The organism is Hyphomonas sp. NPDC076881, from assembly GCF_050269995.1.
Taxonomy (GTDB): Bacteria; Pseudomonadota; Alphaproteobacteria; order Caulobacterales; family Hyphomonadaceae; genus Hyphomonas.
The window spans coordinates 215,715-237,923 of sequence record NZ_JBNNJJ010000002.1 but is presented as its reverse complement, the minus strand read 5'-3'; the positions used below and the strand labels follow the sequence as shown (position 1 = coordinate 237,923).

Below are 22,209 nucleotides of genomic sequence, written 5' to 3'. Positions count from 1 at the left end.
GCCTCGCCGCGGCAAGCGCCCGATCAGAAACGCTCCAGCAGCCGGCGGAGATATTCGCGTTCTTCCTCATCCTCTGCCTCGCCATAGCGGCGGCGGAGTTCATCGAGAATATCCTTGGCGCGCTGACGTTCGGATTCGGACGGTATCTCGACGCCCTGCCCGTCATTGCCTGCGCCCGTCAGCGGCCGCCCCAGCGGGTCGTTGGAGTTTTGCCCCTGCTCGCCCCGCCTGTTTGCCCGCATCTGGTCAATCTGCTCGGCCATCTCGCGGGAGAGTTCCGAGAGCATCTGCGTGGCCCGTTCCTGATCCATCACCGCGCGGCCTTCATTGCCGCCCTGAAGGGCGCGCTCGGCGCGGCGCTGCGCTTCCAGAATTGCGCGCAAGGCGTCTTCATCCAGGCCCGCGCCGGGCTGGCCTGCCCCGTCTTCGCCCGTCTGGCCACTGTTCCCGCCGCGCCGGGCCAGTTCTTCCACCAGACGGCCAAGTTCAGCCTGACGCTCCGCCAGCGTGCCGCCCCGGCCAGCGCCGGGTGTGCCATTGCCTTGACCTGGGCCGCCATCCTGCTCCTGCCCTTCCCCTGTGCCTTCCCCCTGATCGGTGCCTTCGCCGGGCTGTTGCCCGCTCTGGCCCTGCTGCTCACCGCGCTGCTGGGCAAGGGTGTCATCATTGAGCTGACGTTGCTCGCGGAGGATTTCAGACAGGCGCCGCATGGCGTCGGTCAGTTCCTGTTCTTTAGGCGGAAGGTCGCTATCCTCGCCATCGGCCTGCTCGCCCGGCATCCCATCGCCCTGGCCTTGCCCCCGCTGGAATTCGAGATTTTCGAGCAGGTTGGTGATGTCGGAGAGAAGCTGGCGCGCTTGTTCGGCGGCGCCCGTTTCGGTCAGATCCTGCAGCGCATTCAGCATGTCCTCGAAATCCTGCCCGCCAAGGGAATCGCCGCCCGCCTGCGCCTGGCCATCCTGCTGCTGCTCCGGCGCGTCCAGCCCGCCAGCCATCGCCTCGGCCATCTTCGCGGCAAGATATTCGTTGGCGGCGTCGCGGAAGGCTTCCATCAGCCTGCGGATTTCCTCTTCCGGTGCCCCTTCCCGCAAGGCCCGCTCAAGCGCCGCGCGGGCTGCTTCCAGCCGCGCCCGCGCATCAGCCACACTGCCATGCTCCAGCTTCAGCGCGATAGCCCAGAGCAGCGGCTCCACCGCGTCTGCTTCCGCCTTCGTGCCGGCCGTCTGCAATGTGCCAAGCGCCATGCGCAGACCCATGAAGGCACCCAGGTCATTGATGAACATTTCGCCGCGATAGGTCACCGAATCCAGCATCAGCGCGGCCTGGCGCACGCCCTCCGGCGCCGCGTCCAGCCGCCCGGTGGCCGCCGTGTTGATCGCGCCATCGGTCAACGCCTGATCATTCCTGGGCATCTCGGCATATGGGCGGGGCTCGCGCAGCACGGTTACGCGCGCCTCCTGCGCCGCCTGCGCCAGCGGATCAAGGAACAGCTTCTCGGGCAGGATAAACGGCAGCGACTCGCTGAAACCCTCCTGCCCCGCCCCATCCCTGGCAACCAGCCGCACATCCACCGGCAGGCCCGCCCAGCGGTGACGGGTAAGATCCAGCTGCGCGGTAGCCGACAGCTCCCTGGCGCCCGGCGCGCCCGGCATCGGCACGGGCACACGGTCCTCCGCCTCCGGAGCAGCCGGGTGCGGCACGCGCAAGCGGATCGCCAGTTCCACAGCGGTCACGCCATAATCATCGCCCGCCTTCCATTTGAACTCCACCTGATCCCTCTGGCCGGGTGCAGGCGGGCTGTCGAAAGCGATCAGCGGAACTTCATCGGGCAGCACAATGAAATTCCACCGTGCCCGCTCGCCCCACCAGTTCACAGTCAGGCGCGTGTCACCTTCTATCCGGGCGCGGGCCTCGAAAGCGCCCTCCGGCGTCTGGGCAAAACGCATCGTCTTGCGCTTGTCGCCGCGCAGAATGAGTTTCGGCGCCGAGGGCGCCTGCGTGCGCAGCGTAATTTCAGAGCCGACCGGCACGCGCACATCCTTCATGCCCGCCTGCAGGAAGACCGGCGCCCGGCCTGTATGTTCGGGCGGCGTCACCCAGGCTTCTACAACCATTTTGTCGGCGCCCGCCAGCGCGCCAAGATCCGGGCTCAGCGCCCGTGAAATCCGCCCCGGCGCCGCCGGTCCCGCAACCAGTGCCAAGGCCACCACAACCACCGGCACGATATAGCGCACGCGGTAAGGATCGAGCGCCGCCCATTCCGCCGCCAGACGCGGCAGACGAAGATTTCCGATTTCCGCAACCAGCCGCGCCCGGTGCGCCCGCCAGAGGCTTGCCGGCCCCGCAGATGGGTCAGCTGGCCGGTCGGTCAGCGAGGAAACGGGCCGCAACTCAGACTGCCCGTCGAGCGCGCGGATCACCTCGGCCTCAGCCGGCCGCCGATACCGCCGCCAGGACATCCAGCAAAGACCAATGCCGGCAAGGATCAGAAGCGGCAGGATCACCGCCGCCAGAAAACTGCTCAGCTGGTCAAAGCCGCCCGCCAGCGCGATGGCCAGAAAGCCGGCAATAAAGACAAAGGCTGGCCACCAGGCGCGGCCCAGCGCCAGAAGCGTCAGCCGGCGGCGCGTCGCCGCCAGCTTCTTCCCCAGCGTGTTCAGGCCTTCGCCTTGATCCAATCGGGCACCTCTTCCAGCATCGTCATTTCGTCGAAATCCGGCCGCCGGCGCACCACGCTATAGTGATCGCCACTGACCAGAACTTCCGGAACCAATGGACGGGCATTGTAGGCCGAAGAGAGCACAGCGCCATAGGCGCCTGCAGACATGAACGCCAGCCGCTCGCCTGGCGCCACCTCCGGCAGGTTGCGGGCAGTGGCAAATTTGTCGGTCGACTCGCAGATCGGCCCCACCACGTCATAGGTCGTTTCCGCAGTCCCTGGTGCAGGTTCGGCCAGGGGGCGGATGTCGTGATGCGCCCCGTAGAGCGCCGGCCGGATCAGGTCGTTCATACCCGCATCAATGATCAGGAAAGTCCGGTCCGGGGCCTGCTTTTCATAGAGGGCGGTGGTCAGCAGCACGCCCGCATTCCCGGCAATCACCCGGCCCGGCTCCAGGATCACCTCAAAACCATGGCCTGCCGTGACGTCTGAAATCATCGCCGCATAGGCCGACGGCGCCGCCGGCGCGTCGGTTTCGCGGTAAGGGATGCCCAGCCCGCCGCCCACATCAATGCGGGCGATGTCATGCCCCTGCTCCCGCAGGCGCAGGGCGAGGCCAACAACTTTCTCGAACGCTGCCCGCATCGGGCCAAGCTCGCCGATCTGGCTGCCGATGTGCACGTCAACCCCGACCACACGAATGCCCGGCAGCTTGCCCGCTTCAGCATAAAGCGCTTCGGCCTCGCCCCAGGGCACACCGAACTTATCGCCGGATTTGCCCGTCGAAATATTCGGATGCCCGCCAGCCGCCACATCAGGGTTCACGCGCAGCGCAATCGGGGCCGTGCGCCCCAGATCACTCGCCACCTTCGACAGGAGGCGAAGTTCACCCGCGCTCTCGACATTGAACTGGTGAATGCCCGCTTCGAGCGCCAGCTTCATCTCAGCCGCCGTCTTGCCGACGCCGGAGAAGACGATGCGCGCGGCCGGAATGCCCGCCTTCATCGCCCGCTGCATCTCGCCGCCGCTGACCACATCGGCCCCGCAGCCTTCCGCCGCCAGCGTTGCCAGAACGGCCAGGTTGCCATTGGCCTTCACCGAATAGGCAATCAGCACTTTCTGACCGCTGAACGCCTCGGCGATCACCCGCGCATGGCGCTCCAGCGTGGCATTTGAGTAGACATAAACCGGTGTGCCCACCTCGTCCGCAATGCGGCCAAGATCGACGCCCTCACAGTGGAGGCGGCCTCCGGCATAATTGAAATGATGCATATAGGCTCCAGGTCAGGAGAGGTCGCCAAGTCCGCCTTCGTCGACATCCCCGGCAGGCTTGTTCTCGGGAACTTCGCCGCCCCACTCGTTCACGCGGGGCTCGTCTGGCGATGGCGGTGGCGGCACATCGACCACCGGCAGTTCCTCGGCAACCGGTTCGGGCTCAGGCGCGGCAGGCGCGGTCTGGCAGGCCGTCAGGAACGCGCCGGCGATTGCCGCCAGCAGGAATGCTCTGGTCTTCATCAGCCGCCTCCCGGCCCGCCGAGGAGTTCATCCTCTGCTTCAGGCGTCTGTTGCTGCGAAGGGCGGTCGGGCAGCTGCGGCAGGTCGCGCGTTTCCCCATCGGGAAGCGTGGCGGGGTCCATATCGCTGGAAGGATTTCCAATCAGCGGGCCGGGCCGCTGAAGCGGGCCCTGCAAGCCGCAGGCCGACAGGCTGGCCGTGAGAAGGGCAATCGCCGCGAGGGCAAGAATACGTTTCATGGGACTACTCCACTCGAAGTCTCTGTTTCCACTGTGCCACCTGTTCGGCCACGCGAACAGGGCTTGTGGCGCCATATGAGGTACGCGAAGCAGCTGACGCTTCCACGCTGAGCACGCTGAAGATTTCCTGCGTGATGGCACCATGCACCGCCTGCATCTCCTTCAGGGGCAGGTCGGCAAGATCAACCCCCTCTGCCTCGGCCCGCGCCACGATACGGCCGGTGACATGGTGCGCGTCGCGGAACGGCATCCCGAGTTCCCGCACCAGCCAGTCGGCCAGGTCCGTCGCCGTAGAAAAGCCCTTCGCCGCCGCCGCCCGCATCACATCGGGTTTGAAGCTGATGGTTTCGATCATGCCGGTCATTGCCCGGATGCACAGATTGAACGTGTCAAAGGCGTCGAAAGTGAGGCGTTTGTCGTCCTGCAGATCCTTGGCATAGGCCAGCGGCAGCGCCTTGATGGCACCCTGCAGCGCCGCATACTGGCCGGTGATCAGCGAGGCTTTTGCCCGGATCAGTTCGGCCGCGTCGGGATTGCGCTTCTGCGGCATGATCGAAGAGCCCGTCGACCACTGGTCGCTGAGGCGCGCAAAGCCGAATTGCGGGCTGGTCCAGAGCACAATTTCCTCGGCCAGGCGCGAGAGATGGGTTGCCGCGATCGACAGGCTCGCAAGGGCCTCCAGCGCGAAATCGCGCGCCGAAACGGCGTCCAGCGAGTTGGCCATCGGCCGGGCAAAGCCCAGCGCCTCGGCCGTCATGTCCCGGTCAATCGGAAACCCCGTCCCGGCCAGCGCCGCCGCCCCCAACGGGCATTCGTTGAGGCGCACCGCGCAATCATGCAGCCGCGACCGGTCCCGCTCCAGCATCTCGACATAAGCCAACAGGTGGTGGCCGAGCGTCACCGGCTGGGCCGTCTGCAGATGGGTGAAGCCGGGCATGACCGTGGCGGTGTTCTCATCCGCCCGGCGCACCAGCGCCGCCTGAAGCCCCGCCACCAGCTGCCCCGTCTCGTCCAGCGCCCGGCGCGTCCACAGGCGGAAGTCGGTGATCACCTGATCATTGCGGGAGCGCGCGGTATGCAACCGCCCGGCCGGCTCGCCGATCAGCTCCTTGAGGCGCGCTTCGACATTCATGTGAATGTCTTCCAGCTCGCGCCGGAAGGGGAACGTCCCTGCCCGCATCTCTTCCAACACCTGATCCAGCCCCGCCTGGATCGCCTCATTGTCGGCAACGCTCAGGATGCCCATTTCGGCCAGCATGTCGGCATGCGCGCGGCTGCCCGCCACATCCTCTTCCGCCATCCGCCGGTCGATATCCAGCGAGGCGTTGATCTCTTCCATGATGGCCGAAGGTGTCGCGGCAAATCGCCCGCCCCACATCATCTGGCCTTTGTCATCCGCCATTGCCATATCCTCGTATCTGTAACTGACGCCAGTGAGGGGCCCATCCCATGACCCGCTACGCCTATATCGGCCTCTTCTTGGTCGGCCTTGCAGCGATTGTCTACGTGCTGATGAGCGCTGCGACAGGAAAGCCTGCCGGAAACCCCTATCAGGGCTTCGCCAAAGGCGAGATGGCGAAGCTGGATTTCGGCAGCGCGGGCCAGCCAATCCCTGCCGGCACCTTCACCGATACCGACAATACGCAACAGACGCTCGAAATCTTCAAGGGCAAGACCATCCTGGTCAATTACTGGGCCACCTGGTGCCCGCCCTGCGAGAAGGAGATGCCCGCCCTCGGCGCGCTGCAGACCGCCCGCGCCGGTGACACGTTCGAAGTCGTCGCGCTCAGTGTCGATTCTCCCGAAGACGCCGAGTATGCCAAGCGCCGCCTGACAGAGCTTGGCGCTGCCAACATCGCCTTCCGGCACGCCCCGATGGATAATGGCGACGTGATCTATGGCGCCGGCGTTCGCGGCTTCCCCACCACGATCCTCTACGGCCCCGACGGGATCGAGATCGCCCGCCTGGCAGGCGATGCCGACTGGGCATCGGCTGAAGCCGTGCAGTTCATCGATGCGGCCATCAGGAACGCGGCCCGCTAGGGCAATACCGCCAAGGCGACTTTCACCCGCGCAAACTGCTCGGACATCCGCACCTCCGGCGGCGGCGTGCGCCCGGGCAGCGGGCCAACGGCGGGCCACATCAGCACCAGAATATCGAGCTCCAGCCGCAGATCGCCATACACCGTCTCATCCAGCGGCGAGATCAGGTCTCGCGCGGCCAGCGCATAGCCATAGGCGGCCTGATAGGCCTCCAGGTCGATGATCTCACCATATTTCACACCGGCCTCATACGCCTCCGCAGAAAGCCGCATCAGAAAGGTGACGGTCTCCTTCGGCGCCACGCCAGACACCTCGATCACGCCGGCAAGATTGGATTCTGCCCCGGCAAACAGCGGCGTGATTTCCTCCTCCGGCAGATCAAGATCCAGCGCGCCCTGGATTGCCTCGATCCGTGCGGGCTCAAATCCCAGCGACTGCAGCGCGCCGGAATCAAGCGCCGCCATCTGCTGTCTGAGATCGCCAAGCTGCATCTTGGCTGCGTCCCGCTCTCCGGCCCGGAACACCCTGTCGGCGGCGATCAGGCGCCCCGCCAGGAACGCGGCCTGCTGCGGCGGCGACCAGCCTGCCGCCTCATCGGCCTTCACCGCCTTTTGGGTGGCCGGATTGGCCACCATCGGATCGAAAGCCGCAGGCCTGCCTTGCGGCGGTTGCTCGTCACACGCCACAACCATCAATGCCAGCCCGGCCCCTGCCGTCAGCCTCAGCAAACCTTGAATCATTCGGTGCCTCGTCCTTGCAACCGCCTGCGAGGCTAATCGCGGGCCCGGTGTTTACAAGTGCCTTGAGAAAAGTTCACGGAGCCGCGCCGCTACCCCGCCCGCCACACCAGTCGGGCTTGGGCGCGCCGCCATCATAATCCCAGGCTTTGTGGGTCCCGCTCGCCACCAGCAGCCTGGCAAGGTCTTCGCCGTCCAGCGAAAGGGTCACCACATTGCGCCCATACCTGTCCCGGCCCATGATCCGGCTGACGCTCACCGCCCGCCCGCGCGTCAGTTCCACAGCCGCCGCCTTGGCATCGTAGCCAAGCTCCCGCTCGGCTTCGCATTTCGCTCCACCTCGCTGTTTCATGGAACCTGTCTCCGGCGCGTCCACGCCGTGCAGGCGGAACTTCGTGCCGTCTGAAAGGCGTCCGGAATCTCCATCCGACCAATAGACCGTTCCGCCAAGCTCGGTGGCGGCCTGCGCATTCTCGGACGCAAACCGCGCCCCGAGCAGCGCCATCAGGATGAACACCATCGCCCCGGCAATCGGCACAATACGTGTGCGGACAAACATAACTCAGCCTCCGGAATACCCGAAGCAGAGCCTGCCGAAAGGATGTTAACCGGACGTTTAGAAACCTGTCCGGAAAGCTGGGATCTCTAACAAAAACGGTTAATCTGGTAACCAGATCTACCGGCTGGGCACCGGGGCATCGCCCGAATAGTCATAGAAGCCTTTGCCGGACTTCTTGCCAAGCCAGCCTGCTTCCACGAACTTCACCAGCAGCGGGCACGGGCGATACTTCGTATCGGCAAGCCCGTCATGCAGCACCTGCATGATCGACAGGCAGGTATCGAGGCCGATGAAGTCCGCCAGTTGCAGCGGGCCCATCGGATGGTTGGCGCCCAGCTTCATCGCCGTATCGATGGACGCCACCGAGCCCACCCCTTCATACAGCGTATAGACCGCCTCGTTGATCATCGGCATCAGGATGCGGTTCACGATGAAGGCCGGATAGTCTTCGGCATTGGTCGTCGTCTTGCCGATGGTCTTGGTGTAACCGATCACGGCTTCATAGGTGTTCTGCTCGGTGTTCAGGCCACGGATCACCTCGACCAGCTTCATCAGCGGCACGGGGTTCATGAAGTGCAGGCCGATGAACCGCTCCGGGCGATCCGTCACGGAAGCCAGGCGGGTGATGGAGATCGAGGAGGTGTTCGTCGCCAGTAGCGCATGGGCAGGCACCACCTCGCAGAGCGCGCGGAAGATCTGCTCCTTCACTTCCCGCTTCTCGGTGGCCGCCTCGATCACCAGGTCAGAGGCTTCATGGGCTTTCACCGAAGCCGACGGGCGAATGCGTTTCAGCGCCGTCTGCATCTGGTCCAGGGTGATCATCTCGCGCGCCACCTGGCGCGACATGTTGCGCTCGATGGTCTCCATCCCGGCTTTCAGCGCCGTTTCGGAAACATCGCTCAGCACGACATCATAGCCTGCAAGCGCGCTCACATGGGCAATCCCGTTGCCCATCTGGCCTGCGCCGATCACGCCGACTGTCCGAATCTCTGTCATATCCTGCTGCATCCCTGATTTTGATTTTTGCGAATGGTTATACCCCATTGTGCAGTGCGTCAAAGTCTGCACGCAGACTTGGCATTCCGCGCAAACTCTACAGGGTCAGCCTTCGGCGGGCGGAGCGGAGGGGGTATTGGGCTCCCCTGCCCCGTCTGCTGGCACTTTGATGCGGCTCTGTACCAGAAATACCAGCGGGCCGATCAGCATGAACAGGAAGCCAGCAGCCGGCCCCGCGGGGGTCAGCCATGCGACAGCTCCGGTAAGAACCGCCACACCCGCCTGACATCCATAATGCCAGATCGACTGCCGGGTTATCACCTTCTCCAGCTCCGAAAGGCCTAGTTGAGGGGCGCGGGAGAGCGCATGGAAATACATCAGGCTGATAATGACGAAGATCAGCCCGTATCCGAACGCGAAGTAGGACATCAAGCGGCCCGCTTCGTGAAACCCTATTCCCGCGGCCTGAAGCGCGCTCCAGTCGCCCGACAGGCTCAGCAGGAAGCCGAAGAGGCTGTCGAAGACGAACCGCAGAGGATAGGCAACAAACAGAACCAGAAGAAGCAGAACACAATTCAAGAAGATGATCCTGCCATCTGCCACCCCGTACCGCCGGAAAAAGGTAAAATGGGCATTCCAGATCAGCACGAGTAACGCAAAACCCGCCGCAACGGGGATGATCGTCAGGAGATGCGCCGAAACCTCGGAGAAGGTCGTCGGCCGGGTTGCGGTCGACACAAGCATCCCGAAGGCCAGCGCAAAAACGATATCCGACAGGTTTTCGATCCGGGTGACCGGGCCGCCGCGCCAGCGAAACCTCGGATCATGGTCCAGATCCCTCCCAACAAGTTCCCGGATCATCAGGCGCCCTCCAAGATTACCGGGAGAGTGAGGCAGAACTCTGGAACGATCAATGGCCGCCTGCCCAAAGAAAACGCCCCGGACCATCAGGCCAGGGGCGTTTGCATTTGTCTGGGCCTGCTCGAGGCCGGATCAGAGCGCGTTGGTCAGTTCCGGAACGAGGGTGAAGAGATCGCCCACCAGGCCATAATCGGCCACCTGGAAGATCGGGGCTTCTTCGTCCTTGTTGATCGCCACGATGATCTTGGAGTCCTTCATGCCAGCAAGGTGCTGGATGGCGCCCGAGATACCGACGGCAATGTAGAGTTCCGGGGCAACGATCTTGCCGGTCTGGCCGACCTGATAGTCGTTGGGCGCATAGCCCGCGTCCACAGCCGCGCGCGAAGCGCCAACAGCGGCGCCCAGCTTGTCGGCCAGCGGGAAGATGACTTCCTGGAATTTCTCGGACGAGCCGAGCGCGCGGCCACCGGAGACGACGCGCTTGGCACCGGCGAGTTCCGGACGATCCGACTTGACCATCTCTTCGGAGACGAACTCGGATTTGAACGGGCCAGCCGGGGCGGCCACGTCTTCCACCGAAGCCGAGCCATCATTGCCGGCCGCCGGGAAAGCTGTGCCGCGCACGGTGATGACTTTCTTGGCGTCGGCCGATTTCACGGTCTGGATGGCGTTACCGGCATAGATCGGACGCACAAAGGTCGAGGCGTCTTCGATGCCGATGATCTCGGAGATCTGCATCACGTCGAGTTTCGCGGCGATGCGCGGGGCGACGTTCTTGCCCGTGGTGGTCGCGGCCAGGAACACGGCGTCATAGCCCGCCATCAGCGGCACAACGAGGGCTTCCATCGCTTCGGCGGTCTGCTTGCGCAGGCTCTCGCCTTCGGCTTTCAGCACCTTGCGCACGCCGGAAATCTTGGCGGCTTCCGGGGCAACGGCGCCGGCGTTTTCACCGGCCACCAGCACGTCCACATCGCCGCCGAACTTGGCAGCGGCGGTGACAACCTTGTGCGTCGCGTCGGACAGCGCGCCATGGCTATGTTCTGCAATTACGAGGACGGCCATTACACAGCTCCCGCAGTCTTGAGTTTCGAAACCAGCGTTGCGACGTCTTCAACCTTGATACCGGCGCTGCGCACCGGCGGCTCGGACACTTTCACAACCGTGAGGCGCGGCGAGATATCGACGCCGTAAGCGTCCGGCGCTTTTTCGTCGATCGGCTTCTTCTTCGCCTTCATGATGTTGGGCAGCGACGCATAGCGCGGCTCGTTGAGGCGCAGGTCAACGGTGACAACTGCCGGCAGGGTGAGTTTCACGGTCTGCAGGCCGCCATCGACTTCGCGGGTCACTTTCAGCGCGTCGCCGTCTTTCTCGACCTTGAACGCGAAGGTGCCCTGCGGCCAGTCGAGCAGCGCGGCCAGCATCTGGCCGGTCTGGTTGGAATCGTCGTCGATCGCCTGCTTGCCGACCAGAACGAGGTCAGGCTTTTCTTCTTCGGCGACCTTGGCCAGCAGCTTGGCAACGGCCAGCGGCTCAACCGTGGCGTCGGTCTTGATCAGGATGCCGCGGTCAGCGCCCATGGCGAGGGCGGTGCGGATCGTTTCCTGTGCCTGCTGGGGCCCGATGGAGACAACCACGATCTCGGTGGCAACGCCTGCTTCTTTCAGGCGAACAGCCTCCTCGACGGAGATTTCGTCGAAGGGGTTCATGGACATCTTGACGTTGGCGAGATCGACCCCGGTCTGGTCCGGCTTCACGCGGACCTTCACGTTATAATCAATCACGCGCTTGACGGGCACGAGGACCTTCATGCGGGCGCTCCCAGGTTGGCTACGGTTCTTGGCACTTTAAAGTGCGCTGTCCCTACATATAGGGCGCCCTCGGCGCAAGGCTTGACGCTTACGTCAGGGTCAAATTGGCGCGGCCGCATAGGGGTGAGTCGTCATGACTCATTGACATTGGTCGCCTGAGTTGAACTTGAGCGCGAATCATTCCACCCTACCCTTACGTAAATGGAGGCCAACATGGCAAAGAATACTGGAAGCGGGCATCGCAAAGGGGCCGTCACCGCAAGAACACAGTACCAACGGCCAGACGGACAATGGCAAAAACGCGACGAGCGAACAGGCCATTTTATGGAAACGAAAAGTTCCGAGGGTCCATTCAAAGGCGTCGCCAAGGAACCAGATGGGCGCGACACGCCCAACTCGTAGTTAGATGCCTTACCTCAATTCCACTGCCATAAGACACGTCTCTTACAACGCTCAATTGAGGCGAATGACAATTACATTCACCTCGGGAAGTTCCTACGACTATTGTGGCGTGCCAGAGCAAATCTATCTCGGTCTGATAAGTGCAGCATCAGCCGGGCGATATTTTAATGACCACATTGATGGTCGCTATCACTGTTAGCTGCCCTACTCCGGCGCTTCCCCATTCGCGCCGAGCACTTCGCCCGCCAGGTAGAGCGAGCCGCAGATCAGCACGCGGTCTGCCCCGCTTGCGCCGGCGGCGCGCAGGGCGTCTTCAAGGCTCGCGCAGGCAGTCACCTTCAGCCCCGCTTTTGAGGCGGCCTGCGCCAGTTCGGCGGGCGGCGAGGCCTGGTGCCCTGGCGCGTTCGGGCAGGTGAAAACGTCCACCCCCAGCGGCGCAAACGGCACGAAAAATCCCGCCGAATCCTTGCTCGCCAGCATCGCCGTCACCAGCGCGGTCTTGCCGCCCAGAGCGGAGAGATAAGCCGCAATCGCCCGCGCCGCATGCGGATTGTGCCCGCCATCGAGCCACACGGGCCGCCCGCCGGCCAGCGCCGTCACCGGCCCATCCTTCAGCCGCTGCATCCGCGCGGGCCAAACCGCCTTGCGCGCACCCTCAAAGATCGCCGCCTGGCTGATCCGCGTGGAATTCCCGAAAAGCTGCATCGCCATCGCCGCCAGCGCGGCATTGGCCCGCTGGTGGGGCCCGGTCAGCGCAATGTCTTCCGGCATCGCGTCAATAAAGTAGGGCTGCAGCCGGTAAAGCGGCGCGCCCACTTCGGCGGCCCGCGCGGCAATCACGGCGCCGGCCACATCCTGCTGGATCGCCGTCAGCGCCGGGCGGCCCGCCTTGATGATGCCCGCTTTCTCCCCCGCGATCCCGGCAAGGTCGGTTCCCAGGAAGGCGGCATGATCATAGTCCACCGGCGTAATCACCGAGAGCGCCGGCGCGCCGATCACATTCGTCGCGTCAAACTTCCCGCCCAGCCCTACTTCCAGGATCAGCAGGTCTGCCGGCACTTCGGAAAAAGCGAGCAGCGCGGCCGCCGTCGTCGCCTCGAAATGCGTGATCTCTCCGCCCTCGATCGCCGCATAGGTCCGGTCCAGCCAGCCGATCAGCGCCGCGTCCTCAACCAGCTTTCCCGCCAGCCGGATGCGCTCATTGAACCGCACCAGATGCGGCGAAGTGAACACATGCACGCTCAGGCCAGCGGCTTCCGCCATCGCGCGCATAAAGGCGCAGGTGGACCCCTTCCCGTTCGTGCCCGCCACATGGATCACCGGCGGCAGGCGGTCCTGCGGACGGCCCAGCCGCTCAAGCGCACGTTCAATGCGCCCGAGCGAGAGCTCGATAACATCTGGATAAAGGCCTTCGAACCGCTTCAGGGCCGCGTCGAGGGCCGGCGAATTGCCGCTCAATCAGCTTTGCCCTTTGCCTCGGGCGGCTTTTCCGCATGCGTGCGCGGCGGTGTCAGCTGCAGGGCCGAGCGATCCTCCCGGCGGCGCGACATCGGCAGCAGATGGCCCAGCACGCGCGCCACAGTCGCCTTCAGCTTGCGCCGGTCGACCACGATATCCACCTGGCCTTTTTCGCGCAGGAACTCCGACCGCTGGAAGCCCTTGGGCAGGCTCTCGCGGATCGTCTGCTCAATCACGCGCGGCCCGGAAAATGCAATCATCGCGCCCGGCTCGGCAATGTGCACATCGCCCAGCATCGCATAGGAGGCCGACACGCCGCCCGAAGTCGGGTCCGTCAGGATCACGACATAGGGCAGTTTCGCATCGGCCAGATCATTGATCGCCAGCGTGGTGCGCGGCATCTGCATCAGGCTCAGCGTGCCTTCCTGCATCCGCGCCCCGCCCGAAGCGGTACACACGACAAAGGCCGACTTGCGCGCCAGGGCGAGCTGCGCCGCAGTGATGAAGGCCTCACCGGCCGCCATGCCGAGCGATCCGCCCATGAAGTCAAAATCCTGCACCAGCACGACCGCGGGCACGCCGCCAATCTTGCCATAGGCGGCCACCATGCAGTCTTCCTGCAGCAGCGGCGCCCCGCCCTCTTCGGTTTCCTTCAGGTCTCGATTCTGGACTTTGGCCTTGGCCGCCTTCAGGCGCGCGGGATAGGGCTTGTCATCCTTGAATTTCAGCGGGTCCAGCGGCACAGGCGGCAGCGAGATCGGCTCCCAGCGCTCATCATCAAACAGGATACGGAAGCGCATGCGCGGCGAAATGCGCAGATGCGCGCCCGCCGGCGTCACATACCAGCTCTGCTCAAGATCGCTGCGATAGATCAGCTCGCCCGATGCGGGACATTTAACCCACAGATCGTCCGGCGTGTCCTTCTTGGACATCATCGTCTTGAGGCCGGGCGGCGTTACCTTGTTGATCCAGTTCATCTGAAGATGTCTCCCGATTTCCCGGCGGTATCAGCCTTTGGCCACGCTCGCGAGCGCTTGGCGCAGTTCTCCGGCAAGCTCGCCCATTGCGGGCGCTGCCGTCTCAAACTTTCCAGTTTCATGCGCATCCTGCGCCTTTTCCACAAAAGCCGAACCAACCACCACCCCGTCGGCGATCTTAGCCATTTCTGCGGCTTGCGCACCATTTTTTACACCGAAGCCGACACAAACCGGCAATCCGGAAACCCGGCGCACCATGGCCACCTTCCCTGCAATCGCTGCAGGATCGGCGCTTCCAGCCCCGGTCACGCCGGTGACGGCAACAAAGTAAATGAAGCCCGAGGCACCGTCGGCCACCTTCGCGGCGCGGCCCTCATCGGTCGTCGGCGTCGCCAGGCGGATCACCGAGAGGCCGAGGCGTCCATAGATTTCCCGCAGGCTGGCATCCTCTTCCGGCGGCAGGTCGACAATGATCGTGCCATCGATGCCGGCTTCTGCGGCCGCCTTGGCAAAAGCCTCATAGCCCATTGAATGGATCGGGTTGGCATAGCCCATCAGGATCAGCGGGGTCGTCTGATCATCCTTCCGGAAGCGCGCAGCCAGCGCCAGCACATCGGTCAGCTTCGTTCCATTCGCCAGGGCGCGCAGCCCGGCCCGCTGGATCGCGGGGCCATCCGCCATCGGATCAGTGAAGGGCGCGCCCAGCTCGATGATATCGGCGCCCTTGTCGCGCAGCGCGCAGAGCGCCTTGAAGCTCTCCTCAAGGCTCGGGTCGCCCGCCATCAGATAGGTGACAAGCGCAGCGCGGTTTTCGCCCTTCGCCCGTGCGAAGGCGGCTTCAATTCTTTCCCGGCCCATGGTCAGCTTTCCGTATTCTCAATCGCCCACGCTTCGTAGGCGGAACTTACATGTGACAGCGGCATCGCCACGATGGCCGGCACATCATAGGGGTGCAGGCGCTGGACCATATCGTCGATCTTCGCCCAATTGGCTTCTGGCGCCTTGAGCCAGAGGATGAATTCGAAAGACTGCTCGATCACGCCCTTCCAGCGATAGGAGGACGTAACCGGCCCCTCCAGGTTTGCGCAGGCCGCCAGGCGCGCCTCAAGCGCTGCATCGGCAATATCCTCCGCCACACGCCGGGAAGGACAGGTAATCCGGATAAGGAGCAGCTTGCTCATACATCCACCCCCAGCGCCTTCGCCACGGAGAACACATCCTTGTCGCCACGCCCGCACATATTGAGGATCAAGAGGCCATCCTTGCCCAGCTCTTTCGCCACCTCGCCCACGCGCGCAATCGCGTGCGAGGGCTCCAGGGCCGGAATGATGCCCTCAAGCCGCGTGCAGAGCTGGAACGCGGCAAGCGCCTCATCATCCGTGCACGACAGGTATTCTGCCCGGCCCATATCGCGCAGGAAAGCATGCTCCGGCCCGATGCCGGGATAGTCGAGGCCCGCAGAGATCGAATGCGCATCAATGATCTGGCCGTCATCAGTCTGCAGCAGGTAAGTGCGGTTGCCATGCAGGATGCCCGGCTTGCCGCCATTGAGGGCCGCAGCGTGTTCGCCCGTCTCGATGCCATGGCCAGCCGCTTCCACGCCGATCAGGCGCACGCCTTCATCCTCAATGAAGGGATGGAACAGGCCAATGGCGTTGGACCCGCCCCCAATGCACGCCATCACGGCGTCCGGCAGGCGCCCTTCCCGCTCCAGGATTTGTGCGCGCGCTTCCTTGCCGATGATCGACTGGAAGTCGCGCACCATCTCCGGATAGGGGTGGGGACCAGCGGCCGTGCCGATGCAGTAGAAGGTGTCGTCCACATTCGTCACCCAGTCACGCAGGGCTTCGTTCATCGCGTCCTTGAGGGTGCCCGTTCCGGAAGACACCGGAACAATTTGCGCGCCCAGAAGGCGCATGCGGAACACGTTGGGCTTCTGACGCTCAACGTCCGTCTCGCCCATGAACACCACGCAGTCGAGGCCAAAGCGGGCGCAGATGGTCGCCGTCGCCACGCCGTGCTGGCCCGCGCCCGTCTCGGCAATGATCCGCTTCTTGCCCATCCGCCGCGCCAGCAACACCTGCCCCAGGCAGTTATTGATCTTGTGCGCCCCGGTGTGGTTCAGCTCATCGCGTTTGAAATAGATCTTCGCCCCGCCGAAATGCCCGGTCAGGCGCTCCGCGAAGTAGAGCGGTGATGGGCGGCCCACATAATGGGTCCACAGGTCGTCCATCTCTGCCTTGAAGGCCGGGTCCTGCTTGGCCGCGCGATATTCCCGCTCCAGGTCGAGGATCAGCGGCATCAGCGTCTCGGCCACATACCGCCCGCCAAACTCGCCAAACCGGCCATTTGCATCCGGCCATTGATCCCAGGTATTGCGCAGGTCCATCACTCTATCCTTTGATCCCCGCTGCGCGATGGATCGCGCTCAGGGCATTCCGCTTTTGGTCCCCCGCTGCGCGATGGGACGCGCTCAGGGCTGTTCCGGTAGTCCCTTCGCCGCGCGGATGAACGCGCGGACGAGTTCCCTGTCCTTTAGCCCCCGGATACGTTCAACACCAGAGGACACATCAACGCCCGGCGCCCCGGTCTGCCGAATGGCTTCGGCAACGTTGTCAGGCGTCAGGCCGCCCGCCAGCAGCCAGGGCTTCGGCGCCGTCCAGCCCTTGAGGATCGACCAGTCGAACGCCTGTCCATGGCCGCCGCCAAAAGCGGCCCCGTCTGGCGCCTTGGCGTCCACAAGCAGTCCGTCAATGTCCGGAAATGTCCCGATCTGTCCAAGATCTGACCGCGCGCGCACCCCGAACGCCTTCCAGATGTCCCGTCCCGTCAGGCTTTTGATCTCTTTTGCCCGCTCCGGCGTTTCCTGCCCGTGCAATTGCAGGATCGGGAAGCCCAGCTTGGCAATCTGCATCACCAGCGCGTCATCGGGATCCGCCATCAGCGCCACCGGCACCGCCCTCCCCAGCCGCAGCATCAGCGTCGCTGCCGCCTCCGGCGTCACATAACGCGGGCTTTGCGGCACGAAGTTGAACCCGATCCAGTCCGCCCCCTCGCGGGCCGCGAACGCCACCATATCCGGGTCCCGAAGCCCGCAGATCTTCACCGTCACCATAAGAGCCCGTTACGCCAGCGCGCGCCTCCCGTCCACGGGCCTCTACGCCGCCCCGCCTTACTTATGCCCGAGATATGTCAGCGCGCGCTGCACTTGGTCAGCCCGCAGCAAAGCCCTGACATGGCTCACCCCTAGGCCTTTCCCTGCTGGCCTTATCCCCAACGGAAGCCAGATCACATGGCCACATTCCCGGCCCAGACTGACAGGAGTTATCCCCATGCTGACACGCCGTCTCAGCGCCCGCCTCGCGGCCAGCACCCTGGCCGCCCTCATCGCCTTCAGCGCCGTTGCCCATGCCCAGCCCGCTCAGCCTCCCGAAGGGCCACGTTACATCAAGTCGGAAAAGGTCAATGTTCGCGGTGGCCCCGGCACCGGCAATTCGGTTATCGAAGTCCTGCCGCTCGGCGCCGAAGTCCAGATTTATGCCGTCACCGGCGACTGGGCCCGCATCTCCCCGCCCGGCAAGCCGGAGAAATGGGTTTACTCCCCCCTTCTTCAGCCGGAGAAACCCCAGCCGAAGCCCCAGAAAGGCCAGCCCCAGCCGGAAAAGGCCAAGATGGGACCCGACCAGAAGGAACAGTCCGGCCCCAAGGGCCAATCCAAACCCAAACAGGACGAACCTTCCAAGGACTCCAAGGATCAGCCCTCAAAACCGCGCTGATCCCCCCAATACGGGGAGGCAGACCGCAACACGGCGCGTCTGCCTCCCTCTTGCCTGACACAGATCTCTTTCCAGCACCGGCACGCAATCTGCGCTCTCATCTGGACCTGGCCGCAGGGCCGGCTCAGAAGAAGAGCCGCAAAATCAATCCGCACAGCGGAAGACCGGGGGATAAATCGATCATGCAGTACAGGATGCAGGAAGGACCGCTTCTGGACGCGCGAGGCCATCTGGCCGAATGCGGCTGGGCCACAAGCGAAGTGCGCCGCTATGACCGCGCCGCGATCCGGGCCAGCCGCCTGCGCATCAAGGAATGGGACTATTACTGCATCCTCACCCCCGATTACGGCCTTGCGCTGACCGTCGCCGACAATGGCTATCTCGGTTTCCTCGGCGTTTCCTGGATGGACCTGAAAGCGGGCACGGCTGTCAATGAAGCCGGCGTGATCCCCTGGCCGCTGGGCCGCATGCGCATGCCGGCCAGCGCCGATGCAGGCGACATTCTCCAGCAGACCGCTGCCGTCAAACTCGCCTTCCGGCATGAACCCGGCCGGCGGCGGCTAACGGTAGACGCTCCGAAATTCGGCGGCGGCGCGAGCCTGAAGGGAGAGCTCTGGCTGGACCAGCCCCCGATGGACCGGATGGTCATCGCCACGCCTTTTCCCAAAGCGCCCAAAGCCTTCTATTATAACCAGAAGATCAACTGCCTGCCCGCCACGGGCGACATCACAATCGGCGGCAAGGCCTACCGCTTCGAACCGGAAACCGCCTTTGGCTTGCTCGACTGGGGCCGCGGCGTGTGGACCTACAGCAATACCTGGTATTGGGGCTCAGCCTCCGGCAACGCAGGCGGGCGCACAGTCGGTTTCAATATCGGCTATGGTTTCGGCGACACCTCGGCCGCTTCGGAGAATATGCTGTTCGTGGACGGAGTGGCCCACAAGCTGGACCAGGTGACCTTTCACATGCCCCCCGGCGCGCCTGACTCCGGGCCCTGGACCTTCACCAGCAATGATGGCCGCTTCACGATGGACTTCCAGCCCATCGTCAACCGCCATCACACCACTGATCTCGGCCTCTTCAAGACCGCTCAGGATCAGGTGTTCGGCCTGTTCTCCGGCCAGGCCATCCTCGACGATGGGTCCGTCCTGCGGATCGACGCCCTGCCCGGCTTTGCCGAAGAAGTACGCAATCGCTGGTAAGCGGGCGCGCCCGCCACGAACGCATGCATCTCACCCTGAAGAATGAAACGACAAAGCCGGCCGCCGCCAATCATCTCCAGCAGCAGGACCGCTTCGATCACTTCATCCAGGAGTTCAACACCGAACGGCCCCATAAAGGGCTCGCCATGGCTTGACCGGCGAGCGTCTAAACCCCGTCGCCGCGCCCCTTTAAAGGCCCGCCTGACATCGGCTACCCATTCCACGATCACGATGCGATGATCACTGCCTGCGGACGCCTCTGCATGCACCGGAAGAAGATCAACATCTCCTCCGTCCTCGCCGGTCAGCGCGTCGGCCTGAAAGAAGTCGAGGACGGCATCTGGCTCGTCTCGTTCATGCAATACGACCTCGGATACGTTGATCTCGAGGCAAGGACACTACAAACTGTAGACAACCCGTTCGGGGCGAGAGTGTAACCTATCTCTCCGGAACGGTCTGTTACCGATGTCTCCGGGTCGGACACAAATAGCTGGCGGTGCTGTCAGACAAACTCGAACCGGTCTCCGGAATTCGCGCGAGCGGGTGTCAAGCAACAAGGAGATTCCGGCATTCACTCAGCGCGGCATCACGGCGGGCCTTGAAGTTTTTCCGGCAGTAAAGGTACCTTTCGAGGTTGAAGTGATTGTGTGCGGAGGAATGAGCAGCGGCGAATTTCTGCAGACTTCGCATTCGCCGGAACCGCGACATCGCGCGCTCGCGTCGTCGGATTGGAAGGTGTGAGTTCTCGGCGCGGTTGTTCAGGTGCCGGCCTTTCTCCTAACGATCGGAGTTGCCGATCTCCTTCATGGCAGCGCCATAGGATCGTAGCTTGTCAGTAACAATCGCTTCAGGATTTCCATACCGCTTCATCGCTTTTCTTAGGAATTTCAGAGCCGCGACCTTGTCACGCTTCTTTGTAACGTAGGCTTCAAGCGCCTCGCCCTCATGGTCCACAGCGCGCCACAGGTAGTGCGTCTCGCCCCGGATTTTGACGAAGACCTCGTCCAGAGGCCACCGCCATTGCCGCACCTGACACATGGCTTCAGATCTCCGCCTGCGGATCGTCCGGGCGAAATATGTTCCGAACCTGTCGACCCAGAGGCGCACACTTTCGTGGCAGACGTCGATCCCGCGCTCGTGAAGCAGGTCTTCGACATTCCGCAGCGAAAGCGGAAATCGAACGTACATCATCACTGCAAGCTGGATGACTTCGGGCGAGGTCTCGAGGTAGCGGAAAGAGGATCTGGCCATTTTCAAAGGCTACGCCTCGAAATGCCCCTCCTCAACCCCCGTTCCTTTGACAACAATACCACGCGGGCTGTTACCGCTAGTCTGACGGGGCTGACGCGTCCTCGCGGGACCGTAATTTGCGGGGTTCTTCGTCCGGTGGTGCGGGGACCGGATCAAAGGATTGCGCCGCCGCCGGCGGTGTCTTGCCGCTCCTTAGGGGTTCAGGGCAGACAGGTATGGGGTACAAGTGCGCCTCGGGTGAGCGGGCGAGACGCTTGTTATCAGCAGTAAACTTAGGGACCGGAACGCTTGATGGCATGTAGGCTTGGAAACGGTGGGCGGCGTCGCGTTCGGTCGCGGGGAGACTGCCTTCAAAAATTATTCCAGCTTCGCCTAGGGTGCCGGGGGCGGGAAGCCAGAAATCGAGGGCGGATAGGATATCTATAACCCGCTCGCCGCTGACACTATGCGTGCCGCGGGGACGAGTGCAGATCGTATCAATACGGACCTGAGGCTCGTAGAGCAGGCTGAAGCCCACACCCTTAGTGAGATAGAGCTGCCATTCGCGGCTGGCCCGGGCAAGAATGGGCGCGAAGCCGGAGGGTGCGTCATCGTCCAGTGATCGCAGGCCGAGTAAGGCCGCGGAAGATGCGGTATTGTGAAAGCCCAGAATGCCCGCGCTGGTCACAACTCGCCGGTTGCCGGCGATGAAGACGAAGGCGGCGCAACCCGAAAAGCACGGACCAACGACCTCAACGTCCAGCCCACGTGCGGCAACAAGTTCGGCGAGGCGAACCGGGGAATCAAGCTCTCCGCCGAAGCTCGTGATGACAAGCGCGATATCCGTATCGCTGATCAGGTCTTCGACCGCGCGCACACCGGCCGCATTGATCTGGCCACAGTATCGAAGCGCGGACTCATGGCCGCGATGCAGACGGGTCACAATAGGCGCGCCGTCCGGCGGGCATTCTTCGCCTGGCATCAGGGGGCGGACGGGCGGCGGCGGTAGTTTCTCCGGTCCGGGCTGCGTGGGCGCCGGAGGAGAAGGTTCTGCGGTATCGCCCCTATATTCTATGGGAGGCGCCTTCGCTGCTGCGGCCGGCACGCACAAGGCCGCGAGGCAGAGAGCAGCGAAGACCCTCTTCATGCAACTACATCAGATCTGGGCGACAACCATGACTTCATTGGCCTTGGCCCAGTCGCCGGCGTCATTCCGGCACCAGATCTCTTCCATCGTCTCCGAGTTGCCGGCAACCGTGGCGGTCGTGGAAACCGGACGGCAGATGCGTGGTGCCGGTGCGCCCGTCTCGCTGGAGGCGGCTGCCGGAACATAGGACGTCTCGGTGGACGGAACGACAGTGACCGTACGCGGACGATTGTCATCGCCGATCCAGGTGTCGGTATAGGTTTGGTTTTGCTGGATTGCGGCGAGCTGCGCTTCTGCCATACGCCGCTTGTCCTTTTCATTCTCGAAAGCGAGCCAGACCGCACAGGTAGCGCCACCTGCAGCAGCCCCCCAGGCGGCTCCGCGGCCAGCATCACCACTGCCTGTATTGTTGCCCACCACAGCACCGATCAGCGCGCCGGCGGCAATGGTTGCCACACAGCCTGCGATCTTCTGCTCTGTCGTCAGCGGCGTGTTCGAATTCATGGTTGCGCATCCGCTCACAGTGAGCGTTGCGGCCATTACGACAGATGTCAGTGCCATCCCCAGTCTCATGTCTTGCACTCCTCTTGCGTTGACATT

23 protein-coding genes and 2 pseudogenes are annotated in these 22,209 nt (G+C 63.6%); 5 read left to right on the top strand and 20 right to left on the bottom strand.

The genetic code is table 11. The features are described 5' to 3' along the window. Positions 1-23 precede the first annotated feature (23 nt). Genes ACQKI2_RS03110 through argH form a run of 5 tightly spaced genes read right to left on the bottom strand, consistent with a single transcriptional unit; the run spans position 24 to position 5,815 of the window. Entirely contained in the window at positions 24-2,678 is a 2,655-nt protein-coding gene (locus ACQKI2_RS03110) for a DUF4175 domain-containing protein (RefSeq protein ID WP_427378268.1), read from the bottom strand. Next, positions 2,657-3,931: a diaminopimelate decarboxylase gene (lysA, locus tag ACQKI2_RS03105; RefSeq protein ID WP_427378267.1), complete on the bottom strand. Its 1,275-nt coding sequence runs from the start codon at positions 3,929-3,931 to the stop codon at positions 2,657-2,659. The genes ACQKI2_RS03110 and lysA overlap by 22 nt, the downstream gene beginning before the upstream one ends. Before the next feature lie 12 nt (positions 3,932-3,943). Next, positions 3,944-4,174 carry a hypothetical protein gene (locus tag ACQKI2_RS03100; protein WP_427378266.1) on the bottom strand — a complete coding sequence of 77 codons (231 nt, stop codon included), beginning with the start codon at positions 4,172-4,174 and terminating at the stop codon, positions 3,944-3,946. Then, a complete protein-coding gene (gene lptM, locus ACQKI2_RS03095; RefSeq protein ID WP_427378265.1) occupies positions 4,174-4,413 on the bottom strand; it encodes an LPS translocon maturation chaperone LptM in 240 nt (79 codons plus the stop codon). Before lptM ends, ACQKI2_RS03100 begins: the two co-directional genes overlap by 1 nt. 4 nt (positions 4,414-4,417) lie before the next feature. Continuing rightward, entirely contained in the window at positions 4,418-5,815 is a 1,398-nt protein-coding gene (argH, locus tag ACQKI2_RS03090; RefSeq protein WP_427378264.1) for an argininosuccinate lyase, read from the bottom strand. 47 nt (positions 5,816-5,862) lie between these two features. Here argH and ACQKI2_RS03085 point away from each other — a divergent pair, with 47 nt between their 5' ends. Beyond that, positions 5,863-6,456 (top strand): TlpA family protein disulfide reductase, encoded by a 594-nt coding sequence (locus ACQKI2_RS03085; RefSeq protein WP_427378263.1) that lies wholly within the window; start codon positions 5,863-5,865, stop codon positions 6,454-6,456. Here the strand turns inward: ACQKI2_RS03085 and ACQKI2_RS03080 are convergent. The 6 genes from ACQKI2_RS03080 to ACQKI2_RS03055 all read right to left on the bottom strand — a co-directional run bounded on the left by ACQKI2_RS03080 (position 6,453) and on the right by ACQKI2_RS03055 (position 11,417). Further along, positions 6,453-7,196 carry a hypothetical protein gene (locus ACQKI2_RS03080; protein ID WP_427378262.1) on the bottom strand — a complete coding sequence of 248 codons (744 nt, stop codon included), beginning with the start codon at positions 7,194-7,196 and terminating at the stop codon, positions 6,453-6,455. The two genes, ACQKI2_RS03085 and ACQKI2_RS03080, sit on opposite strands and share 4 nt — an antisense overlap. Before the next feature lie 73 nt (positions 7,197-7,269). Continuing rightward, complete coding sequence (locus tag ACQKI2_RS03075) at positions 7,270-7,752, bottom strand: thermonuclease family protein (RefSeq protein WP_427378261.1); 483 nt, start codon at positions 7,750-7,752, stop codon at positions 7,270-7,272. A 117-nt stretch (positions 7,753-7,869) separates the two neighbouring features. Next, positions 7,870-8,748 carry a 3-hydroxybutyryl-CoA dehydrogenase gene (locus ACQKI2_RS03070; protein ID WP_427378260.1) on the bottom strand — a complete coding sequence of 293 codons (879 nt, stop codon included), beginning with the start codon at positions 8,746-8,748 and terminating at the stop codon, positions 7,870-7,872. 105 nt (positions 8,749-8,853) lie between these two features. Continuing rightward, positions 8,854-9,609: a TMEM175 family protein gene (locus ACQKI2_RS03065; RefSeq protein ID WP_427378259.1), complete on the bottom strand. Its 756-nt coding sequence runs from the start codon at positions 9,607-9,609 to the stop codon at positions 8,854-8,856. Positions 9,610-9,741: 132 nt separating this feature from the next. Continuing rightward, a complete protein-coding gene (locus ACQKI2_RS03060; RefSeq protein ID WP_427378258.1) occupies positions 9,742-10,671 on the bottom strand; it encodes an electron transfer flavoprotein subunit alpha/FixB family protein in 930 nt (309 codons plus the stop codon). After that, on the bottom strand, positions 10,671-11,417 hold the full coding sequence (locus ACQKI2_RS03055; RefSeq protein WP_427378257.1) for an electron transfer flavoprotein subunit beta/FixA family protein: 747 nt from the start codon (positions 11,415-11,417) through the stop codon (positions 10,671-10,673). Before ACQKI2_RS03055 ends, ACQKI2_RS03060 begins: the two co-directional genes overlap by 1 nt. Before the next feature lie 406 nt (positions 11,418-11,823). Between ACQKI2_RS03055 and ACQKI2_RS03050 the strand changes: the two genes are divergently transcribed. Further along, positions 11,824-12,018, top strand: a complete 195-nt coding sequence (locus ACQKI2_RS03050) for a KTSC domain-containing protein (RefSeq protein WP_427378256.1) — start codon at positions 11,824-11,826, stop codon at positions 12,016-12,018. A gap of 5 nt (positions 12,019-12,023) precedes the next feature. Here the strand turns inward: ACQKI2_RS03050 and ACQKI2_RS03045 are convergent, their stop codons facing one another. The 6 genes from ACQKI2_RS03045 to ACQKI2_RS03020 all read right to left on the bottom strand — a co-directional run bounded on the left by ACQKI2_RS03045 (position 12,024) and on the right by ACQKI2_RS03020 (position 17,369). Next, a complete protein-coding gene (locus tag ACQKI2_RS03045) occupies positions 12,024-13,277 on the bottom strand; it encodes a bifunctional folylpolyglutamate synthase/dihydrofolate synthase (protein WP_427378255.1) in 1,254 nt (417 codons plus the stop codon). Next, positions 13,274-14,254: an acetyl-CoA carboxylase carboxyltransferase subunit beta gene (locus ACQKI2_RS03040; protein ID WP_427378254.1), complete on the bottom strand. Its 981-nt coding sequence runs from the start codon at positions 14,252-14,254 to the stop codon at positions 13,274-13,276. The genes ACQKI2_RS03045 and ACQKI2_RS03040 overlap by 4 nt, the downstream gene beginning before the upstream one ends. A 30-nt stretch (positions 14,255-14,284) precedes the next feature. Beyond that, entirely contained in the window at positions 14,285-15,112 is an 828-nt protein-coding gene (gene trpA / locus ACQKI2_RS03035) for a tryptophan synthase subunit alpha (protein WP_427378253.1), read from the bottom strand. A 2-nt stretch (positions 15,113-15,114) separates the two neighbouring features. Then, positions 15,115-15,435, bottom strand: coding sequence for a divalent-cation tolerance protein CutA (gene cutA / locus ACQKI2_RS03030; RefSeq protein ID WP_427378252.1), 321 nt, complete (start codon positions 15,433-15,435; stop codon positions 15,115-15,117). Then, positions 15,432-16,643, bottom strand: coding sequence for a tryptophan synthase subunit beta (gene trpB, locus ACQKI2_RS03025; RefSeq protein WP_427378251.1), 1,212 nt, complete (start codon positions 16,641-16,643; stop codon positions 15,432-15,434). The genes cutA and trpB overlap by 4 nt, the downstream gene beginning before the upstream one ends. Before the next feature lie 84 nt (positions 16,644-16,727). After that, positions 16,728-17,369, bottom strand: coding sequence for a phosphoribosylanthranilate isomerase (locus tag ACQKI2_RS03020; RefSeq protein ID WP_427378250.1), 642 nt, complete (start codon positions 17,367-17,369; stop codon positions 16,728-16,730). A gap of 217 nt (positions 17,370-17,586) precedes the next feature. On the opposite strand from ACQKI2_RS03020, the gene ACQKI2_RS03015 reads away from it, so the two are divergent. From ACQKI2_RS03015 to ACQKI2_RS03005, 3 genes and pseudogenes are all read left to right on the top strand, one after another. Beyond that, positions 17,587-18,030 carry an SH3 domain-containing protein gene (locus ACQKI2_RS03015; protein ID WP_427378249.1) on the top strand — a complete coding sequence of 148 codons (444 nt, stop codon included), beginning with the start codon at positions 17,587-17,589 and terminating at the stop codon, positions 18,028-18,030. A 182-nt stretch (positions 18,031-18,212) separates the two neighbouring features. Next, on the top strand, positions 18,213-19,232 hold the full coding sequence (locus tag ACQKI2_RS03010) for a DUF2804 domain-containing protein (protein WP_427378248.1): 1,020 nt from the start codon (positions 18,213-18,215) through the stop codon (positions 19,230-19,232). Between the two features lie 11 nt (positions 19,233-19,243). Next, positions 19,244-19,669: pseudogene (locus ACQKI2_RS03005) on the top strand (integrase core domain-containing protein); the annotation flags it as partial. A 109-nt stretch (positions 19,670-19,778) separates the two neighbouring features. Here the strand turns inward: ACQKI2_RS03005 and ACQKI2_RS03000 are convergent. From ACQKI2_RS03000 to ACQKI2_RS02990, 3 genes and pseudogenes are all read right to left on the bottom strand, one after another. After that, positions 19,779-20,483 (bottom strand): annotated as a pseudogene (locus ACQKI2_RS03000) (IS6 family transposase). A gap of 76 nt (positions 20,484-20,559) precedes the next feature. Then, positions 20,560-21,405, bottom strand: coding sequence for a hypothetical protein (locus ACQKI2_RS02995; protein WP_427378247.1), 846 nt, complete (start codon positions 21,403-21,405; stop codon positions 20,560-20,562). A 213-nt stretch (positions 21,406-21,618) separates the two neighbouring features. Then, the gene (locus tag ACQKI2_RS02990) at positions 21,619-22,170 is read right to left on the bottom strand and encodes a hypothetical protein (RefSeq protein ID WP_427378246.1); all 552 of its coding nucleotides are present in this window, start codon (positions 22,168-22,170) and stop codon (positions 21,619-21,621) included. Positions 22,171-22,209 lie beyond the last annotated feature (39 nt).

What these genes read in the sequence shown, in the direction of transcription:
- ACQKI2_RS02990 (WP_427378246.1), bottom strand. Translation starts at nt 22,170, where the DNA reads ATGGCACTGACATCTGTCGTAATGGCCGCAACGCTCACTGTGAGCGGA.
- cutA (WP_427378252.1), bottom strand. Translation starts at nt 15,435, where the DNA reads ATGAGCAAGCTGCTCCTTATCCGGATTACCTGTCCTTCCCGGCGTGTG.
- ACQKI2_RS03010 (WP_427378248.1), top strand. Translation starts at nt 18,213, where the DNA reads ATGCAGTACAGGATGCAGGAAGGACCGCTTCTGGACGCGCGAGGCCAT.
- ACQKI2_RS03040 (WP_427378254.1), bottom strand. Translation starts at nt 14,254, where the DNA reads ATGAACTGGATCAACAAGGTAACGCCGCCCGGCCTCAAGACGATGATG.
- ACQKI2_RS03055 (WP_427378257.1), bottom strand. Translation starts at nt 11,417, where the DNA reads ATGAAGGTCCTCGTGCCCGTCAAGCGCGTGATTGATTATAACGTGAAG.
- ACQKI2_RS03075 (WP_427378261.1), bottom strand. Translation starts at nt 7,752, where the DNA reads ATGTTTGTCCGCACACGTATTGTGCCGATTGCCGGGGCGATGGTGTTC.
- ACQKI2_RS03060 (WP_427378258.1), bottom strand. Translation starts at nt 10,671, where the DNA reads ATGGCCGTCCTCGTAATTGCAGAACATAGCCATGGCGCGCTGTCCGAC.
- trpB (WP_427378251.1), bottom strand. Translation starts at nt 16,643, where the DNA reads ATGGACCTGCGCAATACCTGGGATCAATGGCCGGATGCAAATGGCCGG.
- ACQKI2_RS03080 (WP_427378262.1), bottom strand. Translation starts at nt 7,196, where the DNA reads ATGATTCAAGGTTTGCTGAGGCTGACGGCAGGGGCCGGGCTGGCATTG.
- ACQKI2_RS03020 (WP_427378250.1), bottom strand. Translation starts at nt 17,369, where the DNA reads ATGGTGACGGTGAAGATCTGCGGGCTTCGGGACCCGGATATGGTGGCG.
- ACQKI2_RS03065 (WP_427378259.1), bottom strand. Translation starts at nt 9,609, where the DNA reads ATGATCCGGGAACTTGTTGGGAGGGATCTGGACCATGATCCGAGGTTT.
- trpA (WP_427378253.1), bottom strand. Translation starts at nt 15,112, where the DNA reads ATGGGCCGGGAAAGAATTGAAGCCGCCTTCGCACGGGCGAAGGGCGAA.
- ACQKI2_RS03050 (WP_427378256.1), top strand. Translation starts at nt 11,824, where the DNA reads ATGCCTTACCTCAATTCCACTGCCATAAGACACGTCTCTTACAACGCT.
- ACQKI2_RS03085 (WP_427378263.1), top strand. Translation starts at nt 5,863, where the DNA reads ATGACCCGCTACGCCTATATCGGCCTCTTCTTGGTCGGCCTTGCAGCG.
- ACQKI2_RS03015 (WP_427378249.1), top strand. Translation starts at nt 17,587, where the DNA reads ATGCTGACACGCCGTCTCAGCGCCCGCCTCGCGGCCAGCACCCTGGCC.
- lysA (WP_427378267.1), bottom strand. Translation starts at nt 3,931, where the DNA reads ATGCATCATTTCAATTATGCCGGAGGCCGCCTCCACTGTGAGGGCGTC.
- ACQKI2_RS03070 (WP_427378260.1), bottom strand. Translation starts at nt 8,748, where the DNA reads ATGACAGAGATTCGGACAGTCGGCGTGATCGGCGCAGGCCAGATGGGC.
- lptM (WP_427378265.1), bottom strand. Translation starts at nt 4,413, where the DNA reads ATGAAACGTATTCTTGCCCTCGCGGCGATTGCCCTTCTCACGGCCAGC.
- ACQKI2_RS03100 (WP_427378266.1), bottom strand. Translation starts at nt 4,174, where the DNA reads ATGAAGACCAGAGCATTCCTGCTGGCGGCAATCGCCGGCGCGTTCCTG.
- argH (WP_427378264.1), bottom strand. Translation starts at nt 5,815, where the DNA reads ATGGCGGATGACAAAGGCCAGATGATGTGGGGCGGGCGATTTGCCGCG.